The 25649-nt window shown below is 71.9% G+C and carries 19 protein-coding genes; 6 read left to right on the top strand and 13 right to left on the bottom strand.

The window, feature by feature from the left end:
* Positions 1 to 84: 84 nt before the first annotated feature.
* From ASF78_RS19550 to ASF78_RS19515, 8 genes are all read right to left on the bottom strand, one after another.
* The gene (locus tag ASF78_RS19550; protein ID WP_056593502.1) at positions 85 to 2187 is read right to left on the bottom strand and encodes an MMPL family transporter; all 2103 of its coding nucleotides are present in this window, start codon (positions 2185 to 2187) and stop codon (positions 85 to 87) included.
* A 169-nt stretch (positions 2188 to 2356) separates the two neighbouring features.
* Positions 2357 to 3409, bottom strand: coding sequence for an aminotransferase class V-fold PLP-dependent enzyme (locus ASF78_RS19545; protein WP_056593499.1), 1053 nt, complete (start codon positions 3407 to 3409; stop codon positions 2357 to 2359).
* A 57-nt stretch (positions 3410 to 3466) separates the two neighbouring features.
* Entirely contained in the window at positions 3467 to 3994 is a 528-nt protein-coding gene (locus ASF78_RS19540; RefSeq protein ID WP_056593493.1) for an alpha/beta family hydrolase, read from the bottom strand.
* Positions 3994 to 4800 carry a Cof-type HAD-IIB family hydrolase gene (locus ASF78_RS19535; RefSeq protein ID WP_235518712.1) on the bottom strand — a complete coding sequence of 269 codons (807 nt, stop codon included), beginning with the start codon at positions 4798 to 4800 and terminating at the stop codon, positions 3994 to 3996. Before ASF78_RS19535 ends, ASF78_RS19540 begins: the two co-directional genes overlap by 1 nt.
* A gap of 13 nt (positions 4801 to 4813) precedes the next feature.
* Complete coding sequence (locus tag ASF78_RS19530; RefSeq protein WP_056594066.1) at positions 4814 to 6058, bottom strand: allantoate amidohydrolase; 1245 nt, start codon at positions 6056 to 6058, stop codon at positions 4814 to 4816.
* Entirely contained in the window at positions 6058 to 7275 is a 1218-nt protein-coding gene (locus ASF78_RS19525) for an alanine--glyoxylate aminotransferase family protein (RefSeq protein WP_056593489.1), read from the bottom strand. Before ASF78_RS19525 ends, ASF78_RS19530 begins: the two co-directional genes overlap by 1 nt.
* Positions 7272 to 8759, bottom strand: a complete 1488-nt coding sequence (locus tag ASF78_RS19520) for an AtzH-like domain-containing protein (RefSeq protein WP_235518710.1) — start codon at positions 8757 to 8759, stop codon at positions 7272 to 7274. The genes ASF78_RS19525 and ASF78_RS19520 overlap by 4 nt, the downstream gene beginning before the upstream one ends.
* On the bottom strand, positions 8756 to 9829 hold the full coding sequence (locus tag ASF78_RS19515) for an acetamidase/formamidase family protein (protein ID WP_056593481.1): 1074 nt from the start codon (positions 9827 to 9829) through the stop codon (positions 8756 to 8758). Before ASF78_RS19515 ends, ASF78_RS19520 begins: the two co-directional genes overlap by 4 nt.
* Before the next feature lie 65 nt (positions 9830 to 9894).
* On the opposite strand from ASF78_RS19515, the gene ASF78_RS19510 reads away from it, so the two are divergent.
* Positions 9895 to 10536, top strand: coding sequence for a YoaK family protein (locus tag ASF78_RS19510; RefSeq protein ID WP_056594064.1), 642 nt, complete (start codon positions 9895 to 9897; stop codon positions 10534 to 10536).
* A gap of 4 nt (positions 10537 to 10540) precedes the next feature.
* Here the strand turns inward: ASF78_RS19510 and allB are convergent, their stop codons facing one another.
* From allB to ASF78_RS19495, 3 genes are read right to left on the bottom strand one after another with little or no spacing between them, the layout of a single operon-like run.
* Complete coding sequence (gene allB / locus ASF78_RS19505; RefSeq protein WP_056593478.1) at positions 10541 to 11857, bottom strand: allantoinase AllB; 1317 nt, start codon at positions 11855 to 11857, stop codon at positions 10541 to 10543.
* Between the two features lie 26 nt (positions 11858 to 11883).
* Positions 11884 to 12636: an aspartate/glutamate racemase family protein gene (locus ASF78_RS19500; protein ID WP_056593475.1), complete on the bottom strand. Its 753-nt coding sequence runs from the start codon at positions 12634 to 12636 to the stop codon at positions 11884 to 11886.
* Positions 12637 to 12639: 3 nt separating this feature from the next.
* A complete protein-coding gene (locus ASF78_RS19495) occupies positions 12640 to 14235 on the bottom strand; it encodes an NCS1 family nucleobase:cation symporter-1 (protein ID WP_056593472.1) in 1596 nt (531 codons plus the stop codon).
* Between the two features lie 218 nt (positions 14236 to 14453).
* Between ASF78_RS19495 and ASF78_RS19490 the strand changes: the two genes are divergently transcribed.
* A complete protein-coding gene (locus ASF78_RS19490; protein WP_056593469.1) occupies positions 14454 to 15095 on the top strand; it encodes a helix-turn-helix domain-containing protein in 642 nt (213 codons plus the stop codon).
* A gap of 48 nt (positions 15096 to 15143) precedes the next feature.
* Here the strand turns inward: ASF78_RS19490 and ASF78_RS19485 are convergent, their stop codons facing one another.
* Positions 15144 to 16112, bottom strand: a complete 969-nt coding sequence (locus ASF78_RS19485; RefSeq protein WP_056593466.1) for a ScyD/ScyE family protein — start codon at positions 16110 to 16112, stop codon at positions 15144 to 15146.
* Positions 16113 to 16424: 312 nt separating this feature from the next.
* Here ASF78_RS19485 and ASF78_RS19480 point away from each other — a divergent pair, with 312 nt between their 5' ends.
* The 3 genes from ASF78_RS19480 (at position 16425) to ASF78_RS22120 (ending at position 23207) form a co-directional block, all read left to right on the top strand.
* Positions 16425 to 19010, top strand: a complete 2586-nt coding sequence (locus ASF78_RS19480) for an ATP-dependent Clp protease ATP-binding subunit (protein ID WP_056593463.1) — start codon at positions 16425 to 16427, stop codon at positions 19008 to 19010.
* A 288-nt stretch (positions 19011 to 19298) separates the two neighbouring features.
* Positions 19299 to 20750 (top strand): serine hydrolase, encoded by a 1452-nt coding sequence (locus tag ASF78_RS19475; RefSeq protein WP_056593460.1) that lies wholly within the window; start codon positions 19299 to 19301, stop codon positions 20748 to 20750.
* A 78-nt stretch (positions 20751 to 20828) separates the two neighbouring features.
* A complete protein-coding gene (locus ASF78_RS22120; protein WP_082495250.1) occupies positions 20829 to 23207 on the top strand; it encodes a pectinesterase family protein in 2379 nt (792 codons plus the stop codon).
* Between the two features lie 173 nt (positions 23208 to 23380).
* On the opposite strand, the gene ASF78_RS19465 is transcribed toward ASF78_RS22120, so the two are convergent.
* A complete protein-coding gene (locus ASF78_RS19465; protein ID WP_056593458.1) occupies positions 23381 to 24589 on the bottom strand; it encodes an MIR domain-containing protein in 1209 nt (402 codons plus the stop codon).
* Between the two features lie 215 nt (positions 24590 to 24804).
* Between ASF78_RS19465 and ASF78_RS19460 the strand changes: the two genes are divergently transcribed.
* Positions 24805 to 25632, top strand: a complete 828-nt coding sequence (locus ASF78_RS19460; protein WP_056593455.1) for an Ltp family lipoprotein — start codon at positions 24805 to 24807, stop codon at positions 25630 to 25632.
* The last annotated feature ends 17 nt before the right edge of the window (positions 25633 to 25649 follow it).

Genomic DNA, 25649 nt, shown 5'->3' with positions numbered 1-25649 from the left:
GTGATGCCCCGCGAGGGGCCCTGAGCCGACGCTAGCGCGAGATGCCCGGATCGCGGACGATCCGGGCATCTCGCGTCGTGACGGTCAGGCCACCGGGACCGGGACCTTCTCCTGCGCGGGCTCCGGGTCCGGCGCCTTGCTGAGTGCGCTGGGCCACCACATCGCCTTGCCGATGTCGAGGTTCAGGGCCGTGACCAGCACGGACCGGACCACCAGGGTGTCGAGCAGGACCCCGAACGCCACCGCGAACCCGATCTCCGCGAACGACACCAGGGGCAGCGTGCCGAGCACCGCGAACGTCCCCGCGAGCACCAGACCGGCCGACGTGATCACCCCGCCGGTTGCCGCGAGACCGACCAGCGAGCCACGCCGGTGCCCGAGGCGGATCGCCTCCTCCCGGACCCGGGTCATGAGGAAGATGTTGTAGTCGATCCCCAGCGCGACCAGGAACACGAAGACGAACAGCGGGAACGACGAGTCCGCCCCGGCGTAGCCGAACACGTACCGGAAGATGAGCGCGCTGACGCCGATCGCCGCTCCGAACGAGAGCACGACCGTCCCCATGAGGACCAACGGGGCCAGGATCGACCGGAGCAGGACCACGAGGATGAGGAACACGACGAGCAGGATGATCGGGATGATCAGCCGGTTGTCGGCCGCCGAGGCCCGTTGCGCGTCGAGGTTGACCGCCGTCGCACCTCCGACGAGGGCGTCCGCGTCCGGCACCGCGTGCACGGCGTCCCGCACCCGGTCGACCGTGTCGTAGGCCTCGTCGCTGTCGGGTGCCGACGTGAGCGTGCCCTCGAGGTACGCCAGGTCGTCGATCACGACCGGCTCCGCGACGCTCGTCGGGTCGATGCCCTCGACGTCCCTGAAGACCGCGGCCACATCGGTCGCGCGGTCGGCGTCCGAGATGACGACGACCGGGGCGCCGGCGCCGCCGGGGAAGTGCGCGGAGAGCACCTTCTCGCCCTCGATGGACGGCTGCTCGCCGGTGAACGACTCCTCCGTGGTCAGGCCGGTCGCGTTCAGGGTGACGATGCCGAGGCACGCCACCGCGAGGATCGCGGACGTCCCGATCCAGGTCGCGCGCGGCCGGCGTTCGATGCGGCCGCCGACACGTGCCCAGAAGCCGTGCTCGGACGGCTCGTCGTCGCCGAGCTTCGGGGTCCGGGGCCAGAAGATCCACCGGCCGCACGTCACGAGCAGCGCCGGCAGCAGGGTCAGCATGACGAGGACAGCGACGCCGACGCCGATCGCGGCAACCGGGCCCAGGCCCGCGGTGGAGTTCATGGTCGCGAACAGCAGGCACAGCATGCCGATGGCCACGGTGGCGCCGGACGCGATGATCGCCGGGCTGGCGCGGTGCAGGGCCAGCGCCATCGCCTCGTGCCGGTCGCCGTGCTTGCGCAGCTCCTCGCGGTACCGCGCCACCAGCAGGAGGGCGTAGTCCGTCCCCGCACCGAACACGAGGACCGTGAGGATGCCGGCGCTCTGCGCGTTGACGGTCAGGTCGTAGTTGTCGGCGAGCAGGTAGATGAGGGCCTGCGAGACCGTGAGCGCGACGCCCGCCGACAGGACCGGCAGGATCCACAGCACCGGGCTGCGGTACGTGATGAGCAGGATGACGATGACGACCGCGACGGCCGCGTAGAGCAGCGTGCCGTCGATGCCCTCGAACGCCGCCGACGAGTCCGCGGCGCTCCCGGCCGGGCCCGTCACGTAGACGTCCAGGTCACCGGCGCCGTCCTCGGCCGTGGCGCGCAGGTCGTCGACCGCGTCGGCCGCGAGGTCCCAGCCCTCCGCCCCCAGGTCGAGCGGGACGATGATCTGCGCGGCCTGCCCGTTCTCCGACGGGATCGGACCGATCACGTCGCCGTCGAGCGTGGCGAGCGTGCCGAACTCCTCGGCGTCCGCCGCGACGGCCTCGAGGTCGGCGGCGGTGAGCCCCGACGTGCGCTCGTACACGATGACCGCGGGGATCGTGTCGGAGGACACGAAGCCGCTGGCGACGTCGAGCACCTCCGTCGACTCGGCGTTGGCGGGGAGCCAGGACTTCGCCTCGTTGTCCTGCGCACCCGTGAGCTTGCCTGCGAGGGGTCCCAGGAGTGCCACGACGACGAGCCAGAAGACGATGACGGCGAACTTGAGGTAGCGGTGGGTGATCCATCCGGCGACCTGAGACATGGGTGCGTCCTCATGTTGGGGTGTGTCGACGACGACAGGAAGGTGCGGCCAGCTCGACGGGAGATACGTCGTCGAGAGCCGGTGTCGATGCTGTGAACGAGCCTAGGATTTCGCCGTCACCCGGGACAGGGATATCGGGGAGACCCCCGAGTCGCCCCTCAGGTTCCCCTCAGGAAAGAGTCAGGGTGGCCACCGCACGCTCGACGTCGGCAGCGTCGTTCCAGACGTGGAACGCGAGCCGGACACCGCCGCCCCGCCCCGCCGCCCTGGTCCCCTGCGCCGCGAGCAGCGTCCGGCGCGAGCCTGCCGCGTCGTCGGGGAGCCGGACGATCGCGCTCCCGCCCGGCGGCAGGCCGACCCCCGCGCGGAACGCGTCGGCGAGGCCGACCGTGTACCGGTGGACGGCGTCGCGCGGGACGGCCGCGAACAGCTCCAGCGCCGGGACGGCCCCCACCCAGCACAGCCATGCGGGGGAGACGTCGAACCGTCGCGCGTCCCGGGCCAGCGCCATCGACGGCCCGTACACGGACGACCAGATCTCCTCGCCCGCGTACCACCCGGCGCTCGTGGGGCGCAGCCGGTCGAGCAGCTCGGGCCGGACCGTGAGGAACGCGGTCCCGCGCGGGGCGGACAGCCACTTGTACGACGCGCACACCGTCACGTCGAACAGTGCCGCGTCCACCGGCAACCATCCGGCGGCCTGCGTCACGTCGCAGACCGTCAGGGCACCCGACGCGGCAGCCACGCGACCGACGGCCTCGACGTCGGCCACGCGTCCGTCGACCGACTGCACCAGCGAGAACGCGACGACGTCGGTGGACGGTCGGATCGCGTCGGCCAGCGACTCCAGCGGCACGGTCCGGACGGTGACGCCGCGGTCCGCGTGGGCGAGGAACGGGAAGACGACCGAGGCGAAGTCCCCGTCGACCGTGAGGACCTCGGCACCGTCCGGCAGGCTCGCCGCGACCACGCCGAACAGCACGGACGCCTGCGAGCCGACCGCCACCCACGACGGATCCACCCCGACCAGCCGGGCGTACGCCGCACGCGACGCGGCGACGGCCTCGTCGTACACCGCGAGGTCCGCCTTCCCCGCCTGCCAGGTGTCGAGCGCCGTGTGCATCGCGTCCGCGGTCGCCCGCGCGGGCAACCCGCAGGTGGCGGCATCGAGGTAACCGGGAACGGGGGAGAACGCTGCGCGCAGCGTGTCGAGGGTCTCCATGGGTCGATCGTCTCGCACGCCACCGCCGGACGGACGCTCCTCGGCCGGGGTCCGGGCTCAGCCGAGCGTCGCGAGCCAGTCGCGCACCGCGTCCGCGACCGCGGTGACGCTCGTCGGCAGGTGCGGGCCGGGCAGGAAGACCGTGGTGACCGGGCCCGGGACCGCGGCGAGGTGGTGGGTCAGCTCGTCCGGGGAGCCGAACGGGTCGGTAGAGCCCGAGACGGCGAGGACCGGGACGTGGATCTCCGGCAGGTGCGCGGTGCGCAGGGTCTCGGGGCGGCCCGGCGGGTGCAGCGGGTACGAGAGCAGAACGAGCCCGGCCACGGGCAGCCCCTGCGCGACCGCCATCGAGCACATGCGACCGCCGAAGGAGCGGCCGCCGAGCACCAGGTCCGCGGTGCCGACGCCCAGCGACGACGCGAACGCCTCGGCCTGCGCGCGGACCTCCGCGATCGCCGGGCCGGCCGTCTTCGGCAGGCCGAGCCGCAGCACCGGGAGCGGCGCGACGCCCTTCTCGACGGCCACCAGCGGCGCACTCTCACGGCTCCCGCCGAAGCCGGGCGTCAGCAGCAGGCCGGCGACCATCACACGAGCCCGAGGACCGAGCGGATGGTGCGGACCACCCCGTTGGCGGTGTTCGGCGGGGCGACGAACCGCGCGTGCGCCCGGACGTCGGGGTGCGCGTTGTCCATCGCGAAGGAGAAGGTCGCCGCGTCGAGCATGCCGACGTCGTTGAAGTAGTCGCCGAACGCCATCGTCTGGTCGGCGGTGATGCCGAGCGTGTCCTGGGCGGCGCGCAGCGCGTGCCCCTTGTCCGCGGTCGGGCTCATCACGTCGACCCAGTGCTCACCGGACACCAGGGCGTCGAACCGGTGCAGCAGCGGACCGGCGCCCGTCGTCGCGGACCCGAAGTCGTACACGGCGACCTTGAGGACGTCGTCGTCGACGGTGAGCAGGTCGTCGACCACCTGGAGCTTCGCGTAGTACGGGGTGGCCTGGTCGAGGAAGGCGTCGTCGGTGCGCTCGACGTACGCGGACCGTTTGCCGCACAGGACCGTGCCGAGGTCGAGGTCGGTCGACGCGCGGACCCGCTCGATGGCGGCGCGGGCCGTGTCCAGGGGCAGGCCGTCCGCGCTGATCTCCTCGTCGTGCTGGACGACGTGCGCGCCGTTCTCCGCGATGTAGACCAGCTCGTCGCGGCCCATCTGGCGGCGCAGGGTGGCGTACTGCCGGCCGCTCGCCGGGCACAGGAGGATCCCGCGGGCGGCCAGCTCGTCCAGGAGCGGCCAGAAGTCGTCGTGGATGCGCTTCTCGTCGTCGAGCAGGGAGCCGTCCATGTCGACGGCGATGAGCCGGATGTCGGGCACGGTGTCGAAGACGGGAGGTTCCACGGGAACGATCTTCTCAGCCGGCCTCGCGGGCCAGGTGCTCGACCGTCGCGACCAGCGCCGTCAGGCCCGTCTCGACGTCGGCCAGGCTGACGTCCTCGTCGGGGTGGTGGCTGATGCCGTCGGGGTTGCGCAGGAACAGCATGCCGACGCCCGTGATCGCGCCCATCGCCATGGCGTCGTGCCCGGCACGGCTGAACAGTGCGGGGACGTTCCGGCGGCCGGTGTCCTCGATCCCCGCGCGCACGACGTCCTGCAGGAGGGAGTCGCACCGGACGGCGGGCGCCTCGTGCAGCTCCCGCGCGGACCAGGTGAGCCCGCGTCGGCCGGCGATCTCGTCGAGCTCGCGCGTGATGCTGCCCCAGACGCGGTCGCGGTCGTCGTCGTGCTCACCGCGCAGGTCGACCGTGAGGCGCGCCTCGCCGGGCACGACGTTGACGGCACCCGGGAACGTCTCCAGGCGGCCGACGGTGCCGATGATGTGGTGCTCCGCGCGGCACAGCCGCTCGACCGCGAGCGCGACCTCGCTGGCGCCCAGCAGGGCGTCGTGCCGCTTCTCGTACCGGGCCCCGCCCGCGTGCCGGGCCTCGCCGTCGATCTGCACCGCGAACCGTCGGGCGCTCGCGATCGAGGTGACGACGCCCAGCGCCGCGCCCCCGTCGTCGAGCTCCGGACCCTGCTCGATGTGCGCCTCGAGGTAGCCGGCCAGCGACTCCCGCGACCGCGCGGCCGTCCCGATGCGACCCGGGTCGAGCCCGAACTCGCCGAACGCCGTGCGCAGCGTGGTGCCGTGCTCGTCGGTGAGGTCCCACCACGCCTCGTCCCAGCGGCCTGCCATCGCGGACGACCCGAGCAGGGCGGTGCCGAACCGGGCGCCCTCCTCGTCCCAGAACGCGACGACGTCGAGCCCGAACCGCAGCGTGCTCGCGACCGGCCGCAGAGCACGCACCACCTCGATCGCCATGAGCACGCCGAGGATCCCGTCGTACCGGCCGGCGTCGCGCACGGTGTCGAGGTGCGACCCGAGCAGCAGCGACGGCGCCTCCGGGTCCCGCCCCGCCAGGTGCCCGCACTGGTTGCCGGCCGCGTCTTGCCACGTGTCCAGCCCGACCTCGCGCATCCAGCGGGCCGCCACGCGGTTCACGCGCGCGTGCTCGGGGGAGAGGTAGACGCGCTCGATGCCGTCGGTCATCGAGGTGTACGCCGCGAGCTCGTCGCAGCGCGCCATGATGCGCCGGGCAGCGGAGTGGGCGTCGAGCATCAGGCCGCTGACCACCCTGAGTAGGCGGCGTCGACCCCGCCGCCGTGGGGGACCGTGGCACCCGCACGGCGCAGCACCTGCTCGAGCGCGGCCAGCGTGGTGAGCACGGTGTCGAGCCGGGCGTTGGCGCCCATCGTGCCGATCCGCCACACGCGGCCGTGCAGCGGGCCGAACGACGTGCCGATCTCGATGCCGAAGTCCTGCAGCAGCGCGCCGCGGACCGCGTCGCCGTCCACGCCGTCGGGGATCTCGACGGCGACCACGTTGTTCATCTTGTGCGCCACGTCCCCGAACACCCCCAGCCCCAGACCCCGCACCCCCGCGAGCATCGCGCGGCCGGCCCGCTCGTGCCGGTCGATGACGGCCTGCCGGCCTTCCTCGACGATGATCCGCGCGCACTCCCGCGCCGCGTACAGCATGCTCGTCGCCTCGGTGTGGTGGTTGAGCCGCCGCGGACCCCAGTAGTCGAGGATCATGCCGAGGTCGAAGTAGTTGGAGTGCACGGGCTCGCCGGTGTCCTCGTCGGACTCCTCGCGGATCCCCGCCTCGATGCGCCGACGCCCCCGGATCACCTCGACAGCCTTCTCGGACAGGCTGATCGGCGCGCTTCCCGACGGGCCCGACAGGCACTTCTGCAGCCCGGCGGTGGCCGCGTCCAGATCCCACGCATCCATCTCGAACGGGTTGCCGCCCAGGGACGCGGTCGCGTCCGTGTAGAACAGCACGCCGTGCTTGGCGCAGACCTCCCCGAGCTCGTCGAGCGGCTGGAGCATCGTCGTCGACGTGTCGCCCTGCACCATCGCGAGCAGGTGCGGGCGCACGCGCACGATCGCCTCCTCGACGGCTCGCGCCCCGAACACCTGCCCCCACGGCACCTCGATGGTGTGCACCTCGGCCTGCGCGCGCAGCGCGATCTCCGCGAGCAGGTGCCCGAACCGCCCGAACACCGGCACCAGGACGCGCTCGCCCGGCCGGACCAGCGACACCAGCGCCGCCTCGATCCCGGCGCGGGACGTGCCGTCGACCAGCAGCGTCGCCTCGTTGGTCGTCGCGAAGACCTCGCGGTACAGCGCCATCGTCTCGTTCATGTAGCCGGTCATCACCGGGTCGTACTGGCCGACCAGCGGGGTCGAGAGAGCGCGCAGCACGCGTGGGTCCGCGTTGACCGGTCCCGGGCCCATGAGGAGGCGGGGCGGCGGGTTCACCGGGTGGGTCATGTGAGGCCTCCAAGGGCGTGCCGGACCAGGGACAGATCGCTGCCGCGAGGCCCGACGAGGCAGACGCCGACGGGAGCGGACCCCACCCGCAGCGCGGGGACAGACAGCGCGGGCAGCCCGCCGATGCCGGCCAGTGCCGTCATCCGCAGCGTGGTGGCGCGGACCCGGTCGAGCTCGGCGGCGCTCGCGGTCCTCGCCGGGGCCGGACCGGGCGTCGTCGGCAAGACGAGGACGGCGTCGTCGACGATCGCGCGGATCGTCTCTGCGAGCCGCTCGACCTCCCCGCGGGCAACGGCCTCCTCGGTGGCGGTCACGTCGCTCGCGATCGCGAACCGCTCCCGGGCACCGGGCCCGACCGCCTCCGGGTGCGCCGTGACCCACTCGCCGTGCGCGCGCCACGCCTCCGCGGCCTGCACGACGCGGAAGGCCTCGAACCACTCGTCGAGCGGCCCGACCTCGACCTCGTCGACGGCACCTCCCGCCCAGGTCTCGACAGCCTCGCGCGTCGCCGGGTCGACGAGCCGGAGCACCTCCACCGGGACCGCTCGCCGGGCGGGGAGCGGCGGGGCGTCGTCCTCGAGGCACCACGTCGCGACCGCGTCCAGGGTCGTGCCGTCGCGGGTCAGCCAGCCGACGGTGTCGAACGACGGCGCCAACGGCACCATGCCCTGCCGCGGCACCAGCCCGTGCGTCGTCCGCAGGCCCCACAGCCCCTGGTAGCTCGCCGGGACGCGGATCGACCCCGCCGTGTCGCTGGCCAGGCCCACGTCCGCCTGGCCGGTCGCGACCGCGGTCGCGGGACCGCTCGACGAGCCCCCCGGCAGCGCCCCCGGGACGGCGCCGTTGGCCGGGGTGCCGTAGTGCGGGTTGGCGCCGGCGATCGAGTACGCGAGCTCGTCGGTGCGGGCCAGGCCACGCACCGACGCGCCCGCCTTGAGCAGGTCGAGGACCGCCGGGGCGTGCTCGCGCTCGCGGGCGGCACCCCGCAGCCACGTCGGGTTGCCCGCGCCGATCCGGTAGCCGCGCACGGCGAACAGGTCCTTGACCGCGACGCGCAGACCGAGCAGCGGCCCGTCGAACGCACCCTGGTACAGCGGGTCCCCGACCGTCCGCCACACGGACGTGTCGAAGCTCGGCGTGCGGCCGGTGACGTGCGCGGCCGTGATGCGCCAGCGACCGTAGGCGCGCTGCCACACCTGCGTCTGCAGCCCCGTGCCGCCACCCTCGTAGCGCGACGTCGCCACGATCAGCCAGCAGTCGTCGGCCAGGCGGCGGGACTCGACGCGGTCCAGCACCCGGGGCGTGATGCCGCCGCGTGCGGCCCGGAACGCGCTGATCGCGTCGTGCCCGACGAGCAGGCCGTCACGGTCCCCGCGGAGGGTGTCGTCGCCCGGGGCGAACGCGTCGTCCAGGGCCGCGACGTCGTCGGTGGCCAGGGCGCGCTCGTAGGCGTCGAAGGCGTCCTGGAGCTCGGTCGGCATCATCGGCCGATCGCCTCCAGGTCGGCCTTGCGGATGCGCGCGTGCGCACCGCAGACCTGGTCGACCACCTGCGAGATGTTGATGTCGGTGGCCGCGGACAGGTAGGCGTACGCGAGGTGCTCGTCGAGCCCCCAGCGCGCCTGCAGCAGGGCGAGCGCCGCCCGGACGCATCGGCGGACGGCCTCGTCCAGGTCCTTGTCGAGGCCCGTCGGGACGAGGTACTCCGGCGTCTCGACCAACGGCCCTTCGAACGGCCCGAACCGCGCGAGCGCCTCGACCGCCGGGACCACGTCGAACCGGAGGGTGACCCGCAGGGACGCCTCCAGCGCGGTGAGCGCGACCTCGCCGTCGCCCTGCGCGAAGTGCGGGTCGCCCACGTACGCGAGCGCACCCGGCACCTGCACCGGCAGGTACAGCGTGCTGCCCACCTGGAGCAGGTTGATGTCGATGTTCCCGCCGTGCGTCCCTGGCGGCACCGAGTGCGGGCGCTGGTCACCGGCCACCGCGACGCCCATGATGCCGAGGAACGGTGCCAGCGGGAACTCGATCAGCCGCTCGCCGCCCTCGACCGCGGGGAGGCAGCCCACGCGGCCGTCCCTGACCGTCGCGAACACGCTCACGTTCCCCGGGCCCCTCGGCAGCTCGCCCGGCAGCGCGCCGCGCCCGTGCCGGTTCGAGATGACGCCGTAGGGGACGCGGGGGGTCGTCTCCAGGACGGTGATCGCGAGCAGGTCGCCCGGCATCGCGCCCGCGACGTGGATCGGTCCGGTCACCACGTGCGGACCGTCCTGAGCCGAGCGCGTCAGGGTGCCGACGATCTCCACCGCGTCGGTCAGGACGTCGTCCGGAGAGACGCCGTGGCCGGTGAAGAACGCCACCGGGTCGCTGCCCTGGTCGTCCAGCAGCCCCTCGTGGCTGACCGTGTCGATGGTGACCTCGGTGCCGGGCTCGACGCTCAGCACGGGCGCGTCGGTCGCGCAGGGGAGGCGCCCCCAGAGGACGGTGGCGGGCGTCGACGGCAGGTACGCCGCGGCGCGGATCGGGCCCGAGCCCGGCTGGAGCGTTGCACTCATCGGTCCTGCACCCCCACGATGACGCGGTGAAGACATGGGACGACGCTCGCCGACACCTGGTGCTCATGCTGGCACTGACGTTCACGACGGGCATCGTCGACGCCGTCGGCTACCTCGGCCTCGACCGGGTGTTCACGGCGAACATGACCGGCAACGTGGTCATCCTCGGCATGGCGCTCGCGGGTGCCGACGACCTGCCCGTGCTCGGTCCGACGCTCGCCCTGGCCGGCTTCCTGGCGGGTGCGGCGATCGGCGGCAGGGTGCTCCGGAGCGCGCCGGCCGGCTGGTCCGACCGCACCAGCGGGACGTTCGCGGCCACCGGGGTGCTCGCGGCGGGCCTGGGGGTGGGTGCCCTCGTCGCCCCGCCGGAGGAGGGGACGGCCTGGGGCCTCGTCGTGACCGGCGTGCTGGCACTCGCCATGGGCCTGCAGGCCGCGGCGGCCCGCCGGCTCGCGGTGAAGGACGTGACGACGGTCGTGGTGACCTCGACGCTCACGGGTCTCGCCGCGGACAGCAGGCTGGCCGGGGGCACCGGTGACGGCTGGGCCCGCCGCGTGCTCGCGGTCGCGTTGATCCTGGTCGGTGCCGCCGTGGGTGCGCTGCTGCTGGCGGTCAGCGGGGACCTGGGCGTCGGCGTCGGGATGCTGGTGGCCGGTGTGCTGGCGCTGGCGGCCGCGGGGCTCGGGCACCGGCACCGCGAGGCCTGACGGCTCAGTCACGCAGGTTCCCCCGCCCCGGTGCGGTGACGGCGCCGCGCTCCACGATGGGCACGCCGTCCAGCCACACCGTTCGCACCGCGCCAGCGAGCGTCGCGCCGTCGTAGGGCGAGACCGGGTTCTTGTGCTCCAGCGCGTGCACGTCGACCACGTGCTCCTCGTCGGGAGCGAACGCCACCAGGTGGGCCGGGGCTCCGACCGCGAGGATTCCCGCGGACAGCCCGGCGACCCGCGCGGGGCCGGTGGTGAACAGCGGGAGCAGGTCGTCGAGCGCGATGCCGCGCGTCCGGGCCTCCGTCCACACGGCCGACAGGCCCAGCTGGAGCCCCGCGATACCGCCCCACGACAGCCCGAAGTCCGCGTTCTTCAGGTCCGCGGTCGACGGCGAGTGGTCGGACACGATCGCGTCGATCGTCCCGTCCAGCACCGCCGCCCAGAGCAGGTCCTGGTTGCCGGCGTCGCGGATGGGCGGGCAGCACTTGAACTGCGTCGCGGCCGACGGCACGTCCTCTGCGCGCAGTGCCAGGTAGTGCGGGCACGTCTCGACGGTCAGTGGCAGCCCCTCGGCCTTCGCGGACCGGATCAGGTCGAGCGAACCCGCGTCGGACAGGTGCAGGATGTGCGCCCGGGCGCCGGTGCGGCGCATCGCGTCGATCACGCGGGCGATCGCGTGGCGCTCGCTGACCGCGGGGCGGCTGGCCAGGAAGTCGGCGTACTGCTCACCCAGGGCGCCGTCGCCGCGCAGGTCCGCCGGGTCCTCCGCGTGCACGACCAGCACGCTGCCGAGCGCGGCGACCTCCGCCAGTGCCGTCTCCAGCTGCTCGGTGTCGAGGTGCCCGAACTCGTCGACGCCCGACGGCGTGAGGAACGCCTTGAACCCGCGGACGCCCGCCGCGTGCACCGGACCGAGCGACCCCAGGTTCTCCGGCACCGCCCCGCCCCAGAACGCGACGTCGACGCTGAGCTTGCCGTCCGTCGCGGCCCGCTTGGCGGCGAGCGCCTCGACCGTCGTCGTGGGGGGGATCGAGTTGAGCGGCATGTCGACGAGCGTGGTGACCCCGCCCGCCGCCGCAGCCCGCGTCGCCGACGCGAAGCCCTCCCAGTGCGTGCGGCCCGGCTCGTTGACGTGCACGTGGCTGTCGACGAGGCCGGGGAGCAGGACCTCGTCGTCGGCCAGCTCGACCACGACGACGCCGTCGGCGGTGCCGTCGAGCGCGGTGATCCGCCCGTCGGTCACCGCCACGCGGGCGGGCTGCCAGGCGCCGTCCACCCACGCTCGGCGGGCGCGTACGACGAGGTCAGGCAGGGTCATGGCGGCTCCCGGGGTCGTCTGCTGCGTCAGGCTACGGCCACGGGCACGCCCGCGCGGATCTCGAAACCCGTGAGGAGGCCGGCCATCGGCTTGGCGGGCGGCGCTGCGTACTCGCCGGTCGTGGCCGGCCGGAGCCCCAGCGCGACCAGGGACTGTGCCAGCACCGTCCCGGCGGCCACGCCGTCGACCACCGGGACCCCGACCGCGTCGGCGATCCCCTCGCACAGCTCCGCCATCCCGGCACAGCCCAGCACGACGGCATCGGCCCCGTCGACGCGGACCGCCGAGCGGCACTCGTCGGTCAGGCGCGCCAGGGCGCCCGGGTCCTCGAGGTCCAGCACCGGCACCTCGCACGCCCGCACGGCGACGCACGTCTCGCGGAAGCCGTACCGGTCGGCCAGCTCACGGGCGCGGGCCACCGTCCGGCCCAGGGTCGTGACGACCACGAACCGGCGACCCACCAGCGCGGCGGCGTGCATGGCCGCCTCGGCGATGCCGATCACCGGACCGTGCGCCAGCTCCCGGGCGGCGTCGAGGCCCGGGTCGCCGAAGCACGCGACGACGTACGCGTCGACCCCCTCGGCCTCCCCGAGCGCGACCTGCTCGAGGATGCCGGGCACGGCCAGTGCCTCCTCGTAGTGGCTCTCGATGGACGCGGGGCCCATCGTCGGCTGGACGGCGTCGACGACCGTTCCGGGCGCCGCCACCACCCGGGCGGACCGACCGATCAGGTCGGTCATCGCCCGGGTGGTGTTGGGGTTGATGACCCGGATGTGCACCTCTCAGACCGCTGCCTCGAGGGGGGCGCCCGTGCGCTCCTCCACCGTGCCGTCCGAGACGTGCTCGTCGGACGCGTCCAGCAGCGGGATCTGCGGGTTGCGACGCTCGAGGAAGACGAAGGTCACGAAGCCCAGCCCGCAGCCGATGAACCAGCTGTAGCTCGCGATCCAGGTGACGTCGAACGCGCCCATGTCCGCGAAGGCCTTGGGCAGCACCGCCGCCGCCACGGAGATCAGGCCCGCGACGAGCACGGTCGCCACGGCGTTGCGGTTGTAGCCACCGGAGTACCAGTACCGGCCCTTGGGGGACATCGTGAACATGTCGTCGACGTGCACGCGCTGCTTGCCGATCACGTAGTAGCCGGCGATGAGGATGCCGAACAGCGGGCCGATGAGTGCACCCAGCACGCCCAGCGTGTAGTGGATCGCGGTGGCGTTGGAGTACCAGTTCCACGGGGTCAGCAGCACCGAGCCGACCGCCGCGATCATGCCGCCCATGCGCCAGCTGATCTTCTGCGGGGAGACGTTGGAGAAGTCGAACGCGGGCGAGATGAAGTTGGCGACGATGTTGATGCCGACCGTCGCGGTGACGAAGGTGAGCCCGCCCAGCAGGATGGCGAACGGCGTGTCGATCTGCTCGACCGTGTGGATCGGGTCGGTGATGAGCTCGCCGAACACCGGGACCGTGGCGGACGCGCAGATGACGGTGAGCAGCGAGAAGAACAGGAAGTTGATGGGCAGCCCCAGGAAGTTGCCCTTCTTCACCGCCGCGAAGCTCTTGCCGTACCGGGCGAAGTCGCCGAAGTTCAGCATCGGGCCCGAGAAGTACGACACGACCAGCGCGATCGCCCCGAGCATCACCGGGATGGAGGCCCAGAAGCCCATGGGCGGACCCGAGGAGAGGCTGAACGAGATGTTGCTCCAGCCCGCCTCGGAGACCAGGTAGACAGCGAGCATGATCATCACGACGTACACGGCCGGGCCTGCCCAGTCGATGAACTTGCGGATGGACTCCATGCCCCGCCAGAACAGTGCCGCCTGGGCGACCCAGAGGATGGCGTAGGAGATCCAGCCGAGCGTCGACAGCCCGAGGAAGCCGGTCTCGAGCAGCTGCGCGGAGCTCGGGACGAACTTGAGGAAGATGATGTTCAGGGCCTCGGCCGCGAGGAACGTCTGCACGCCGTACCAGGCGACCGCGATGAGGCCGCGGATGATGGCGGGGATGTTGGCGCCGAGCACGCCGAACACCGCGCGGTTGATGACCGGGTACGGCACACCCGTCTTCTGGCTCGGCTTGGCGACGAGGTTGCAGAAGACCTGCACGATGACGATGCCGACGATGAGCGCGACGAGCACCTGCCAGCTGGCGATGCCGAGCGCGAACAGGCTGCCGGCCGTGACGTAGCCGCCGACGCTGTGCACGTCGGACATCCAGAACGCGAAGATGTTGTACGACGACCAGGTCTGCTTCTTCAGCGGTGCCAGGTCCTCGTTGGTGAGCCGGGGGTCGTAGCCGGGCTGCATCTCCCCGGCGCCCGGGGGCAGGCCGGCGGCCTCGACGACGTCATTGGGCAGCTCTGTGGTCTCGGGCTGGTTCATGGGTGGTCCTCACGCGGGGAAGGTCGTGGTGGGGGTGGTCGGACCTGGCCGTCGGCGTCCCGACGTGCTCTGTCCGTCTGTGTCCGTCATCCCGTACGGTGAAGCGATCGCTGAACGGGTGTGAATCTATGACTTCACATCTGGCGATCGGTTTCCGTTTCGTAAAGTTTTGTGAACTTTGGGGTTCAGTCGTGAGTCCTAGGCGAAAGGTGCTCGATGTGACGACCTCGTCGGTCGACGACGCCGGCCGGCTGCTCGACGCCTTCGACTCCGAGCAGCTCGGCGCCCGCCTGCGGCAGCTGCGCGAGGAGCGCGGGCTGACCCTCAAGGAGGTCGGCAGGCGTCTCGGCATCTCCACCAGCGCGGTCTCCCAGATCGAGCGCGGGGTGCTGCGGCCGTCGGTGAACCGCCTCTTCGCGTTCGTCACCGCGCTCGACGCCTCGCTCGTGGACGTCTTCGGCGGACCCGAGCCGGTCGACGCCCCACCCGTGCTCGACGGCTACGTGGTCCGCCGCGCCGTCGAGGCCGAGGTGGTCCGCCTGGCCGGTGGCGTGGTGTTCCGACGCCTCTCCCCGGGCCCGTCGCGCGACGTCGACTTCTTCGAGTCCACCTACCCGCCCGGCTCCACCGGCTCGTCGAGCTCTGCGCAGAACGACCTGCTGACCCATGTCGGCTACGAGATCGGCACCGTCACGCAGGGCGAGCTGACCATCGACTTCCCCGACGAGCGCGTCGTCGTGCGCGCCGGCGACACCGTCTCCTACGCGTGCGGGACCCCGCACCGGCTGAGCAACCAGTCCGACGGCGTCACCGTGGCGACGTGGGTGATCGTGCACCCCGCGGACGCCGGTCGCCCCTGAGGGTGCGACGAGGGGCCGGGCGACGGCGCCCGACCCCTCGTCCGTCCGTCAGCGGTGACCGTGCCTCCGGTCGAGGTCGACCGTCCACACCTCGCCACCGAGCGTGACGACGTACGCGGTGCCACGGATGATCTGGAACGAGACCGGCTGGTCGAGCCCGTCGGCGACGACCTCGAGCGTTCCGTGCCGCCCGACCTCCACCAGCTGGCCGGTGTCCGGCGAGGCCGGCGAACCCTCGGGACCGCCGAGCGGCCAGACGCCCTGGGCGAGCCCGTACAGGTGGTGTCCCCGGCCGAGCTCGACGTCCACCATCAGCGGAGCGCCCGAGGCGACCTCGGTGGCCGTCGCCGACCGGGACCCGAACGTGACGATCTTGCCCGTGTCGGGCAGGTGCGGGACCGGTCCCGACTCGGTCATGTAGACCTTCCGCCCGTCGATGGCCAGGCCGGTCGGGACGATGTTCCCGAACGCGATCCGCACCGCGATCGAGCCGTCGAGCCCCACCTGGTACACGCGGTTGTGGTGGCCGTCGGTGACGAGGAACCCACCCCCGTACGGCTCGAACGCGTACTGCACCCCCGTCGGCACGAAGAAGGCGGTGGTCGGCGGGTGCTCCGCCGCCCACGTCCCGATGTCGACCACGAGCGTGGCGGTGCTCGGACCGTCGATGCGGTAGATGCCGTCGAGGAAGGTCCCGCCGACGTCCGCGCTCACCCCCGTGACCAGCGCGTAGGCGGTCCCGCGCACGAACGCCACGTCGAACGCCCCGCCGAAGGCGCCGCCGTTGGACACGTTGGTGGGCAGCGCGGAGGCGAACGTCGTCACCGCACCCGTGCGGGGATCTACCCGCGAGATCTCACCGACCGACGGCTCGGTGACGTACAGCGCACCGTCGGGACCGACCGTGCTCCCGAACCCGCCGGACAGGCCGCCGGCCAGGAGCTGCGCCTCCCTGTCGGGCGACGGATGGTGGGCGCTCGCCGCGGACGGCATCAGCACCAGCAGGACTGCGGACAACAGGACAAGAACTCGTCGGGGACCCATAGGACCCCTCCCCTCGACAACTTCCTCGGAGTCGTGCGTGTCGGGGTTGCAGGGGCGGCCGCGCCGCCTCGGCGCGCCCGGGATGACCCTCCGCCGCCGTCCGACAGACGCTAGACCCGGACGCGCAGGTGATCCATGACCCGGGGCAACCACGGGCGGTCGTCACGCCTGCGGCGAACACGGGCAGTTGAGGCACCACCCCGCGGTTAGCATCGAACAACGCCGCCCCGTCGACCCCCGGTGCGCCAGCCAGGGGAGCCGGCACGCAGCTCGTGAGGAGTGCACATGTTCGAGAGATTCACGGACCGAGCCCGTCGTGTGGTCGTCCTTGCCCAAGAAGAGGCACGGATGCTCAACCACAACTACATCGGGACGGAGCACATCCTCCTGGGCCTCATCCACGAGGGTGAGGGTGTCGCAGCCAAGGCACTGGAGTCGCTCGGCATCTCGCTCGAGGCCGTGCGCGCCCAGGTGCAGGAGATCATCGGCGAGGGCCAGCAGGCTCCGTCGGGCCACATCCCCTTCACCCCGCGCGCCAAGAAGGTCCTCGAGCTGTCGCTGCGCGAGGCGCTGCAGCTCGGCCACAACTACATCGGGACCGAGCACATCCTGCTCGGCCTCATCCGCGAGGGCGAGGGCGTCGCCGCCCAGGTCCTCAACAAGCTGGGTGCGGACCTGAACCGCGTGCGCCAGCAGGTCATCCAGCTCGTCTCCGGCTACCAGGGGAAGGAGCCCGTCGCCGCCGGCGGTCCGCAGGAGGGGCAGCCCTCGGGCAGCGCCGTCCTCGACCAGTTCGGCCGCAACCTCACGCAGGCTGCGCGCGACGGCAAGCTCGACCCGGTCATCGGGCGCGAGAAGGAGATCGAGCGGGTCATGCAGGTGCTGTCCCGCCGCACCAAGAACAACCCCGTCCTCATCGGGGAGCCCGGCGTCGGCAAGACCGCCGTCGTCGAGGGCCTCGCGCAGGACATCGTGCGCGGCGACGTGCCCGAGACGCTCAAGGACAAGCAGCTCTACACGCTGGACCTGGGCGCGCTCGTGGCCGGCAGCCGCTACCGCGGTGACTTCGAGGAGCGCCTGAAGAAGGTGCTCAAGGAGATCCGCACGCGCGGCGACATCATCCTGTTCATCGACGAGATCCACACCCTCGTCGGGGCGGGTGCCGCCGAGGGCGCCATCGACGCCGCGAGCATCCTCAAGCCGATGCTGGCGCGCGGCGAGCTGCAGACCATCGGTGCCACCACGCTCGACGAGTACCGCAAGTACGTCGAGAAGGACCCGGCCCTGGAGCGTCGCTTCCAGCCGATCCAGGTGGCCGAGCCCAACCTGCAGCACGCGATCGAGATCCTCAAGGGTCTGCGCGACCGGTACGAGGCGCACCACCGCGTGTCCATCACGGACGCCGCGCTGGTCGCCGCCGCCACGCTGGCGGACCGGTACGTCAACGACCGCTACCTGCCGGACAAGGCGATCGACCTGGTCGACGAGGCCGGCGCCCGCCTGCGCATCCGCCGCATGACGGCTCCCCCGGAGCTGCGCGAGCTCGACGAGCAGATCGCCGAGACGCGTCGCGACAAGGAGTCGGCGATCGACGAGCAGGACTTCGAGAAGGCAGCCCGACTCCGCGACGCCGAGAAGCAGCTCGGTCTCAAGCGCGTGGAGAAGGAGAAGGCCTGGAAGTCCGGCGACCTCGACGCCGTCGCGGAGGTCGACGAGGAGCTCATCGCCGAGGTGCTGGCGATCGCCACGGGCATCCCGGTGTTCAAGCTCACCGAGGAGGAGTCCAGCCGCCTGCTCCACATGGAGGAGAACCTGCACAAGCGGGTCGTCGGCCAGGACGCCGCCATCAAGGCGCTCTCGCAGGCCATCCGTCGCACGCGTGCCGGGCTCAAGGACCCGAAGCGTCCCGGTGGGTCGTTCATCTTCGCCGGCCCCACGGGCGTCGGGAAGACCGAGCTGGCCAAGGCGCTCGCGGAGTTCCTCTTCGGCGACGAGGACGCGCTCATCCAGCTCGACATGTCCGAGTTCTCGGAGAAGCACACCGTGTCGCGGCTGTTCGGCTCGCCCCCCGGCTACGTCGGGTACGACGAGGGCGGCCAGCTCACGGAGAAGGTCCGTCGCAAGCCGTTCTCGGTGGTCCTCTTCGACGAGGTCGAGAAGGCCCACGCGGACATCTTCAACTCGCTCCTGCAGATCCTCGAGGACGGTCGCCTGACCGACTCGCAGGGCCGCGTGGTCGACTTCAAGAACACCGTCATCATCATGACCACGAACCTCGGCACCCGGGACATCGCCAAGGGCCTCATGACCGGCTTCCAGGCCGGCGGGGACCTGTCGACGTCGTACGAGCGCATGAAGTCCAAGGTCAACGACGAGCTCAAGCAGCACTTCCGGCCCGAGTTCCTCAACCGCGTCGACGACGTGGTCGTGTTCCCGCAGCTGTCCCAGCCGGAGATCTTCCAGATCGTCGACCTCATGGTCGCCAAGCTGGCGAAGCGTCTGCGGGACAAGGACATGGACATCGAGATCACGCCCGCGGCCAAGAAGCTGCTGTCGGAGAAGGGTTACGACCCGGTCCTGGGTGCTCGGCCGCTGCGCCGCGCCATCCAGCGGGACATCGAGGACGCACTGTCCGAGAAGATCCTGTTCGGCGAGCTCAAGGCCGGCCAGAAGGTGATCGTGGACGCCGAGGGCGAGGGTCTGCTCGGGGAGTTCACGTTCCAGGGGGTCCCGCGTGGGGCGCACCCCGCGGAGCCGGTCGCCGTCGGCGCGGCGTCGTCCTACGGCACGCCGAGCTCGGGTACCGACCTGCCCGCAGCGGGTCCGACCATCAGCGACGGCGGCGCCGGCACCCTGCCCCAGGTGGGCTGACCCGCCGCATCCGCGTACGACGAACGCCCCGGTCCGACGGACCGGGGCGTTCGCCGTCTGCGCACGGGTCGGACGCGTCTGCGCACGGGTCGGACTCGTCTGCGCGGACGAACTCGTCCCTCCGCGCCGAACTCGTCGGTTGCAACCGACGAGTTCGGCTGCAACCGACGAGTTCAGCTGACGTTCGGCGGACGAGTTCGGCGGCGAGTTCGGCGGCGGGGACGGGCGGGTGGGGCCGGATGGACGTGGAGCCGGGCCGAGTGCTGGTCGGGGTGGCAGGGTGGGCCTATGCCTGGACTGCGTCGTCTGCCCCGTTCCACCCCCGAGGAGCAGGGGGTCGACCCGCGGGCCCTGCACCGGTTGGTCGACGCGCTCGTCGACTGGCCGGAGCTGCACTCCGTGATGGTGGTGCGGCACGGGTCGGTGGTCGCGGAGGGGTGGGCGGCGCCGTTCGCGGCGGACCGGCTGCACGAGCTGTTCTCGCTGAGCAAGAGCTTCACGTCGACAGCGGTCGGGTTCGCGGTCTCCGAGGGCCTGGTCGGTGTGGACGACCTCGTGCTGGGCCACTTCGTCGACGAGGCGCCCGCGGACCCGGACGCCCACCTGCAGCGGATGCGGGTGCGGGACCTCCTGACGATGACGACCGGTCACGCGGACGACCCGACGGAGCGGGTGTTCGCCACGGCCGACTGGGTCAGGGCGTTCCTCGCGGAACCGGTGGAGCACGAGCCCGGCACGTTCTTCGTCTACAACACCGCGGGCACGCACCTGCTCGCCGCGCTGGTGCAGAAGGTTACCGGCCAGCGCCTGCTCGACTACCTCGGCCCGCGGCTGTTCGAGCCGCTGGGCATCGAGGGCGCGACGTGGCAGCAGTCACCGAGCGGTGTGGACGTCGGCGGCAGCGGGCTGTCGGGCACGACCGAGGACATCGCGGTGTTCGGCCAGCTGTACCACCAGGACGGTGTCTGGGAGGGGCGGCAGGTGCTGCCCGGGGGCTGGGCCGCGGAGGCGACGAGGCTGCAGGTGGAGAACGGTCCGAGCCCAGACGTGGACTGGGCACAGGGGTACGGGTACCAGTTCTGGCGGGGGCGCCACGGCAGCTACCGCGGCGACGGCGCCTTCGGTCAGTACTGCGTGGTGCTGCCCGAGCAGGACGTCGTGGTGGTGACGACGTCCGGGGTCGGTGAGATGCACGGTCAGCTCGCCCTCGTCTGGGAGCACCTGCTGCCCGGCCTGGCCGACGGGCCGCTGCCGGACGACCGCGACGGTCGGCGACTGCTGACGGAGCGGCTCGACGGGATGCGTCTCGACCCGCCGCACGGGTCGCCGACGTCGCCGACGGGGCACCGGCTGCGCGGGCGGACGATCACGTTCGAGCCGAACACCCTCGGGATCCGCAACGCCGTCCTGGAGACGGCCGACGGGCACGACCGGCTGACCGTCGACCACGAGGAGGAGACGGTCATCGTCTCGGTCGGGCACGCCGAGCCGGTGCTGGCCCGGACGAGCCTGCGGCGGGGGACCCCGGAGGACGTGCTGGTCAGCGGCGCGTGGACGTCGCCGGAGACGTATGTGCTGACGCTCCGGTTCGTCGAGTCGCCCTTCGTGGTCACGGCGACCGCGACGGTGAGCGGGGACGACGTGGTGGTCGAGGGCGGGTTCAACGTCGCCTTCGGTCCGACGGCGGCGCCGAGGTTGACGGGGACGGTCGTGCAGGACGAGGACGTGTGGGTCGGCTGACCAGATCGCGTCTTGAATCGATTAACGGCCCTCTGCAGCGTTGTAAACCGACAGATGTCGGTCATAGCGTTCGACGCCATGCGCACCCCTCGCACCCTGCTCCGACCGCGCGGCAACGACGCCGTCCGTTCACCCCGCTCGCGCTGGACGGCGCTCCTCGCCGTCGGCGCCCTGGCGCTCTCCGCGGCAGTCGTCGCTGCCGCGCCCGCCACCGCCGCGCCCGGTGACCCGGTCGCCGTCCAGACCGGCACCTACGTCCTGCGCTCGGGCGCCTCGGGCAAGTGCCTCGAGGTCCCCGGCGGGTCGACGACCAACGGCACGCTCCTCACGGTGGCGACCTGCGTGACCGGCGCGACGAACCAGCAGTGGACCGTCACCGCGCAAGGTGCGGGCTTCCGGCTGGCCAACGTCGCCTCGGGCCGCTGCCTGGACGTGCCGGGCGCGTCCACGGCCGCCGGCGCCCGGCTCCAGCAGTGGGGCTGCGCCAACCAGACCAACCAGACGTGGAGCGCCAAGGCGTCGGCGGGTTCGGGCAAGGCGATGATCGCGTCGGCCTCCAGCGGGCTCTGCGTCTCCGTCGAGGGTGGGTCCACCGCCTCGGGCGCCCCCGCCGTGCAGGACGCGTGCGACGACGCGGCGAAGGTCCAGTGGTCGCTGCCCGTCTCCGGCGGCACGTCGACCGGGCCCTGGTCGGACGTGCCCGACGGCTTCGCGACGGGCGTGACGGGCGGCACCGGCGGTACGACCGTCACGGTCACGACCCTGGCCGACCTGCGCAAGTACGCGTCGGCCACCGGCAGGTACGTCGTGCGCGTGGCGGCCGCGATCACGGTGACGCCCTACGGCGACGAGATCCCGATCACCTCCGACAAGACGATCATCGGCGTCGGCACCAGCGGGCAGATCGTCAACGGAGGGCTGCGCCTCAACGCCGGCACGAACAACGTGATCATCCGGAACCTCACCATCCGCGACACGAAGATGGCCGACGACGACCCCGACGACAAGGTCTACGACTACGACGGCATCCAGATGGACACCGCGTCGAACGTGTGGATCGACCACAACCGCATCCTGCGCATGAACGACGGACTCATCGACAGCCGCAAGGACACCACCAACCTCACGGTGTCCTGGAACGAGATGGGCGGCAGCAACAAGTCGTTCGGGATCGGCTGGACGGAGAACGTCACGGCGCGGATGACGATCCACCACAACTGGATCCACGACACCAGCCAGCGCAACCCCAGCACCGACAACGTCGCGTACGCGCACCTCTACAACAACCACCTGCAGAACATCACGTCGTACGGGAACCTCTCGCGCGGCGCGACGAAGATGGTGCTGGAGAACAGCTACTTCGACAACGTGAAGAACCCGTACGCACCCCAGGACACGGCGGAGCTGAAGCAGTCGGGGAGCGTCGTCGTGAACTCGACCGGGAACCAGACGACCCGAGGGTCGGCGTTCGACCCGAAGGCGTTCTACGCCTACACCCTCGACCCGGCCTCGTCGCTCCCCGCCCTCCTCAAGGCGTCGACCGGGCCGCAGGCGAGCATCGGCGGGGCGGTCCCGCCCACCGCGGCCCCCGTCGTCGCGGCGGACGGCTCCGGCACCTACCGCACGATCCAGGCGGCCATCGACGCGGTGCCCGCGAACAACACGTCGCGTCGGGTCATCACGATCAAGCCGGGCACCTACCGCGAGATCGTGACCATCCCCGCGAACAAGCCACTGGTCACCCTCCAGGGTCTGGGCGGGTCCGCGGCGGACACCGTGCTCGTCAACAACCGCAGCAGCGCGGGCGGGTACGGGACGTCGGGGAGCGCGACGTTCTTCGCGAAGGGCGCCGACCTCGTCGCCACCAACCTGACGATCGCCAACGACTACGGCGAGGGAAGCCAGGCCGTCGCCGCCAACCTGGAAGGCGCTCGCCTGGTGTTCCGGAACGTGCGGTTCACCGGCAACCAGGACACCCTGCTGGTCAACGACGCCGCGCGGGCCTACGTCGTCGACAGCTATGTGGAGGGCACCGTCGACTTCATCTTCGGCGGCGGCACCGCGGTGTTCGACCGGACGTCCGTGTACCAGAAGCGGTCCACGGGCGGACCGGTCACCGCGGCGCGCACGGACCCTGCCAAGCAGTACGGCTTCCTGTTCTACAAGAGCACGATCACGGGCAAGACGGCGGCCACCACCCAGCTCGGTCGCCCCTGGGGCGCTGACGCCCAGGTGCTCTACCGCGAGAGCTCGCTGAGCAGCACCATCGCCACCGGGCAGCCCTGGACGAACATGTCCTCGAACGTGTGGACCGCCGCGCGGTTCTCCGAGTACAGGAACACCGGTGCCGGCGCTGGGACGGGCAGCAACCGACCGCAGCTGAGCGACGCCCAGGCACCGAGCTACACCCCGCAGAAGTACCTGGCGGGCAGCGACGGCTGGAACCCGGTGGGGTGAGCCGGAGTGCAGCGGAAGGTGTGGGTCGCGCCAGCGGCACGCGCCTGTAGCGGAGCGCAGGTTCACTCCACCGCATGAGCACCGGTGGGGTGAGCCGGAGTGCAGGTTCGCTCCACCGCATGAACCCGGTGGGCTGAGCCGGGACGCGCACCGGTGCTGGGGTTCGGCTGAGGTCAGCCGAGCTCCAGCACCGTCCACCAGTCGTTGACGTCGCGCTTGCGGTAGCCGGTGACCTCGTGCTGGCCAGCGGTCAGTCGCGGGTCGGACGCGCGGTGGGAGTGCAGGGCCGTGTCCGTCGCGACGTGCACGAGGCGGACCCGGGCCCCGGCGGTCCAGGGCCGCGCGTCGACGACCTCGACCCGCCAGTTCGCGTCGGCGTCCGCGGTGTCCGAGGCGCTGACCTGCTGCTGGCGCGAGAGCGGCGACTGCACACCGGCGCTGCTGCGGAGCCACCTGCCGGTGGACACGTGCTGCAGCCGCACGACCGACCCGTCGCGCAGGCCGGTGCCGGCGGGCGTCCCCGCGGTCCCGACGAGCAGCCAGCGGTCGTTGTCGTCGGACCCGCCGAAGCACGTGACCTGCTGGAGGCCGTCGGAGCCGGGGTGGGTGTACGGGAGGTCGTGGGAGTGCAGCGTCAGGCCCGTCCACACGTGCGAGAGCTTGACGGTGTCACCGGTCGACACGGGGTCCTTGACGCCGGGCGCCTTCGTCGTCAGCACCCGGGGGCGTCGGGGCGTGTAGTCCTGCAGGAAGAACCCCCGCCAGGAGTGGCCGTTGGACGCGGTCCAGTCGTGCTGGTCCGCCTCCGACGTGAGCGTCACCGTCTTTCGGGGCGTGTTGTTGTCGTAGATCAGCACGGTGGTCCGGCCGGTGGAGCGGTCCTGCTCGTAGCCGTAGGCGATGACCTGGTGGTTGTCGCCGATGGAGGCGAGGTTGCGCGCGACGACCAGTCCGAGCACCACGGGCCGTCCGGCGTCGATGGACGCGACGAGCCGGGGGAGCTCCTCCTCCTTGGTCCAGCGCGTGACGCCCTTGAACACCCAGGTCTCGTCGTCGGAGTGCATCGACCAGGTGACGAACTTCGCTGCGGAGCCGGTGAAGAACGAGTCCCGCAGGCGCTGGGTGAACAGCTGCGCGAGCCAGTGGCTGTCGGGCGGGACACGGCTGGGCGTCCACAGGTCGGAGCGCCAGACGGGCACCGGCTGACCGGCGAGGAAGTAGTCGAGCGCCGCGTACGCCATCCCGCCGCACCGTCCCGCCGTGGTGATCTTGGCGCCGTTCGGCAGCGTCAGCACCTCGTTGACGAACGCGTTGGGGAACGCGAAGCCGTGGGTGGCGGGGTCGAACGCGACCGCCCGTCCGGTGAGGACCTGCTCCGGCATCGCTGTCCCTCTCGTCCTCGCGAACCGCACATCAGCGTGGCGGCACCCTCCTGACGAGGGTGACACGAAGGAGTCGGCGGGGCCGGGTGAGATACATCCCGGCTGCTCGGGTGTGACCCGGTCGACGGGGACCAAGGTCCCTACGGTGCAGCGAGCGCGACCGAAATAATTATGTCACAACTGCTCGTCCCATCGACGCAAGGATGCACATTCCCATGGCTGCACGCTTCAACCCTGCTCCCGGCTGGCCGGCTGCTCCCGAGGGCTGGTCCCCCGAGCCCGGCTGGAAGCCGGACCCGAGCTGGCCCGCCGCCCCCGAAGGTTGGCAGCTGTGGCTGGACGACGCGAGCGCGGCCCCGGTCGGGCCGGCCGACCTGTCGCCCGCCGCGACCACGCCGCCGCAGGACGCCACCGACAAGTCGCCGAAGCCCTGGTTCAAGAAGAAGCGCTTCATCATCCCGATCGGCCTGGTCGTGCTGAGCGTCTTCATCGGATCGCTCAACGGCGGCGATGCGCCCGCCCAGGAAGCAGCCGAGCCGGCCGCCACCGCGCAGGGGGAGAAGGCCGAGCCCGAGCGTTCTGCGGAGGAGCTCGCCGCCGAGGAGGAGGCGGCTCGGGTCGCCGCTGAGCAGAGGGCTGCGGAAGACGCCGCCGAGGCCGAGGCCGAGCGGGTCGCCGCCGAGCAGGAGGCGGCCGCCGCCGCTGCCGCCGAAGCCGCGAAGGGCACCGTCTCTCAGCAGAACGCGTACCGGTCGGCCGAGTCGTACCTGAGCTACACGGCCTTCTCCCGCGCCGGCCTCATCGGCCAGCTCACGAGCGAGTACGGTGCGGGCTTCCCCGCGGCAGACGCCGAGTTCGCCGTCGCCCGCCTGGAGGCCGAGGGTGGCGTGGACTGGAACGCCGAGGCAGCCGAGGCCGCGAAGTCGTACCTGGAGTACACGTCCTTCTCGCGTCAGGGGTTGCTCGACCAGCTGACGAGCGAGTACGGCGCGCAGTTCACCCCCGAGCAGGCGGAGTACGGCGTGAGCCTGACGGGTCTCTAGCCGAGGACGCCGACGGA

This window comes from Cellulomonas sp. Leaf334 (assembly GCF_001424195.1).
Lineage (GTDB): Bacteria > Actinomycetota > Actinomycetes > Actinomycetales > Cellulomonadaceae > Cellulomonas.
The sequence above is the reverse complement of the archived record's forward strand: the minus strand, read 5'-3'. Positions and strand labels throughout refer to the sequence as shown.

What these genes read in the sequence shown, in the direction of transcription:
- ASF78_RS19550 (WP_056593502.1), bottom strand. Translation starts at nt 2,187, where the DNA reads ATGTCTCAGGTCGCCGGATGGATCACCCACCGCTACCTCAAGTTCGCC.
- ASF78_RS19545 (WP_056593499.1), bottom strand. Translation starts at nt 3,409, where the DNA reads ATGGAGACCCTCGACACGCTGCGCGCAGCGTTCTCCCCCGTTCCCGGT.
- ASF78_RS19540 (WP_056593493.1), bottom strand. Translation starts at nt 3,994, where the DNA reads ATGGTCGCCGGCCTGCTGCTGACGCCCGGCTTCGGCGGGAGCCGTGAG.
- ASF78_RS19530 (WP_056594066.1), bottom strand. Translation starts at nt 6,058, where the DNA reads ATGCTCGACGCCCACTCCGCTGCCCGGCGCATCATGGCGCGCTGCGAC.
- ASF78_RS19525 (WP_056593489.1), bottom strand. Translation starts at nt 7,275, where the DNA reads ATGACCCACCCGGTGAACCCGCCGCCCCGCCTCCTCATGGGCCCGGGA.
- ASF78_RS19520 (WP_235518710.1), bottom strand. Translation starts at nt 8,759, where the DNA reads ATGATGCCGACCGAGCTCCAGGACGCCTTCGACGCCTACGAGCGCGCC.
- ASF78_RS19515 (WP_056593481.1), bottom strand. Translation starts at nt 9,829, where the DNA reads ATGAGTGCAACGCTCCAGCCGGGCTCGGGCCCGATCCGCGCCGCGGCG.
- ASF78_RS19510 (WP_056594064.1), top strand. Translation starts at nt 9,895, where the DNA reads ATGCTGGCACTGACGTTCACGACGGGCATCGTCGACGCCGTCGGCTAC.
- allB (WP_056593478.1), bottom strand. Translation starts at nt 11,857, where the DNA reads ATGACCCTGCCTGACCTCGTCGTACGCGCCCGCCGAGCGTGGGTGGAC.
- ASF78_RS19495 (WP_056593472.1), bottom strand. Translation starts at nt 14,235, where the DNA reads ATGAACCAGCCCGAGACCACAGAGCTGCCCAATGACGTCGTCGAGGCC.
- ASF78_RS19480 (WP_056593463.1), top strand. Translation starts at nt 16,425, where the DNA reads ATGTTCGAGAGATTCACGGACCGAGCCCGTCGTGTGGTCGTCCTTGCC.
- ASF78_RS19475 (WP_056593460.1), top strand. Translation starts at nt 19,299, where the DNA reads ATGCCTGGACTGCGTCGTCTGCCCCGTTCCACCCCCGAGGAGCAGGGG.
- ASF78_RS22120 (WP_082495250.1), top strand. Translation starts at nt 20,829, where the DNA reads ATGCGCACCCCTCGCACCCTGCTCCGACCGCGCGGCAACGACGCCGTC.
- ASF78_RS19465 (WP_056593458.1), bottom strand. Translation starts at nt 24,589, where the DNA reads ATGCCGGAGCAGGTCCTCACCGGACGGGCGGTCGCGTTCGACCCCGCC.
- ASF78_RS19460 (WP_056593455.1), top strand. Translation starts at nt 24,805, where the DNA reads ATGGCTGCACGCTTCAACCCTGCTCCCGGCTGGCCGGCTGCTCCCGAG.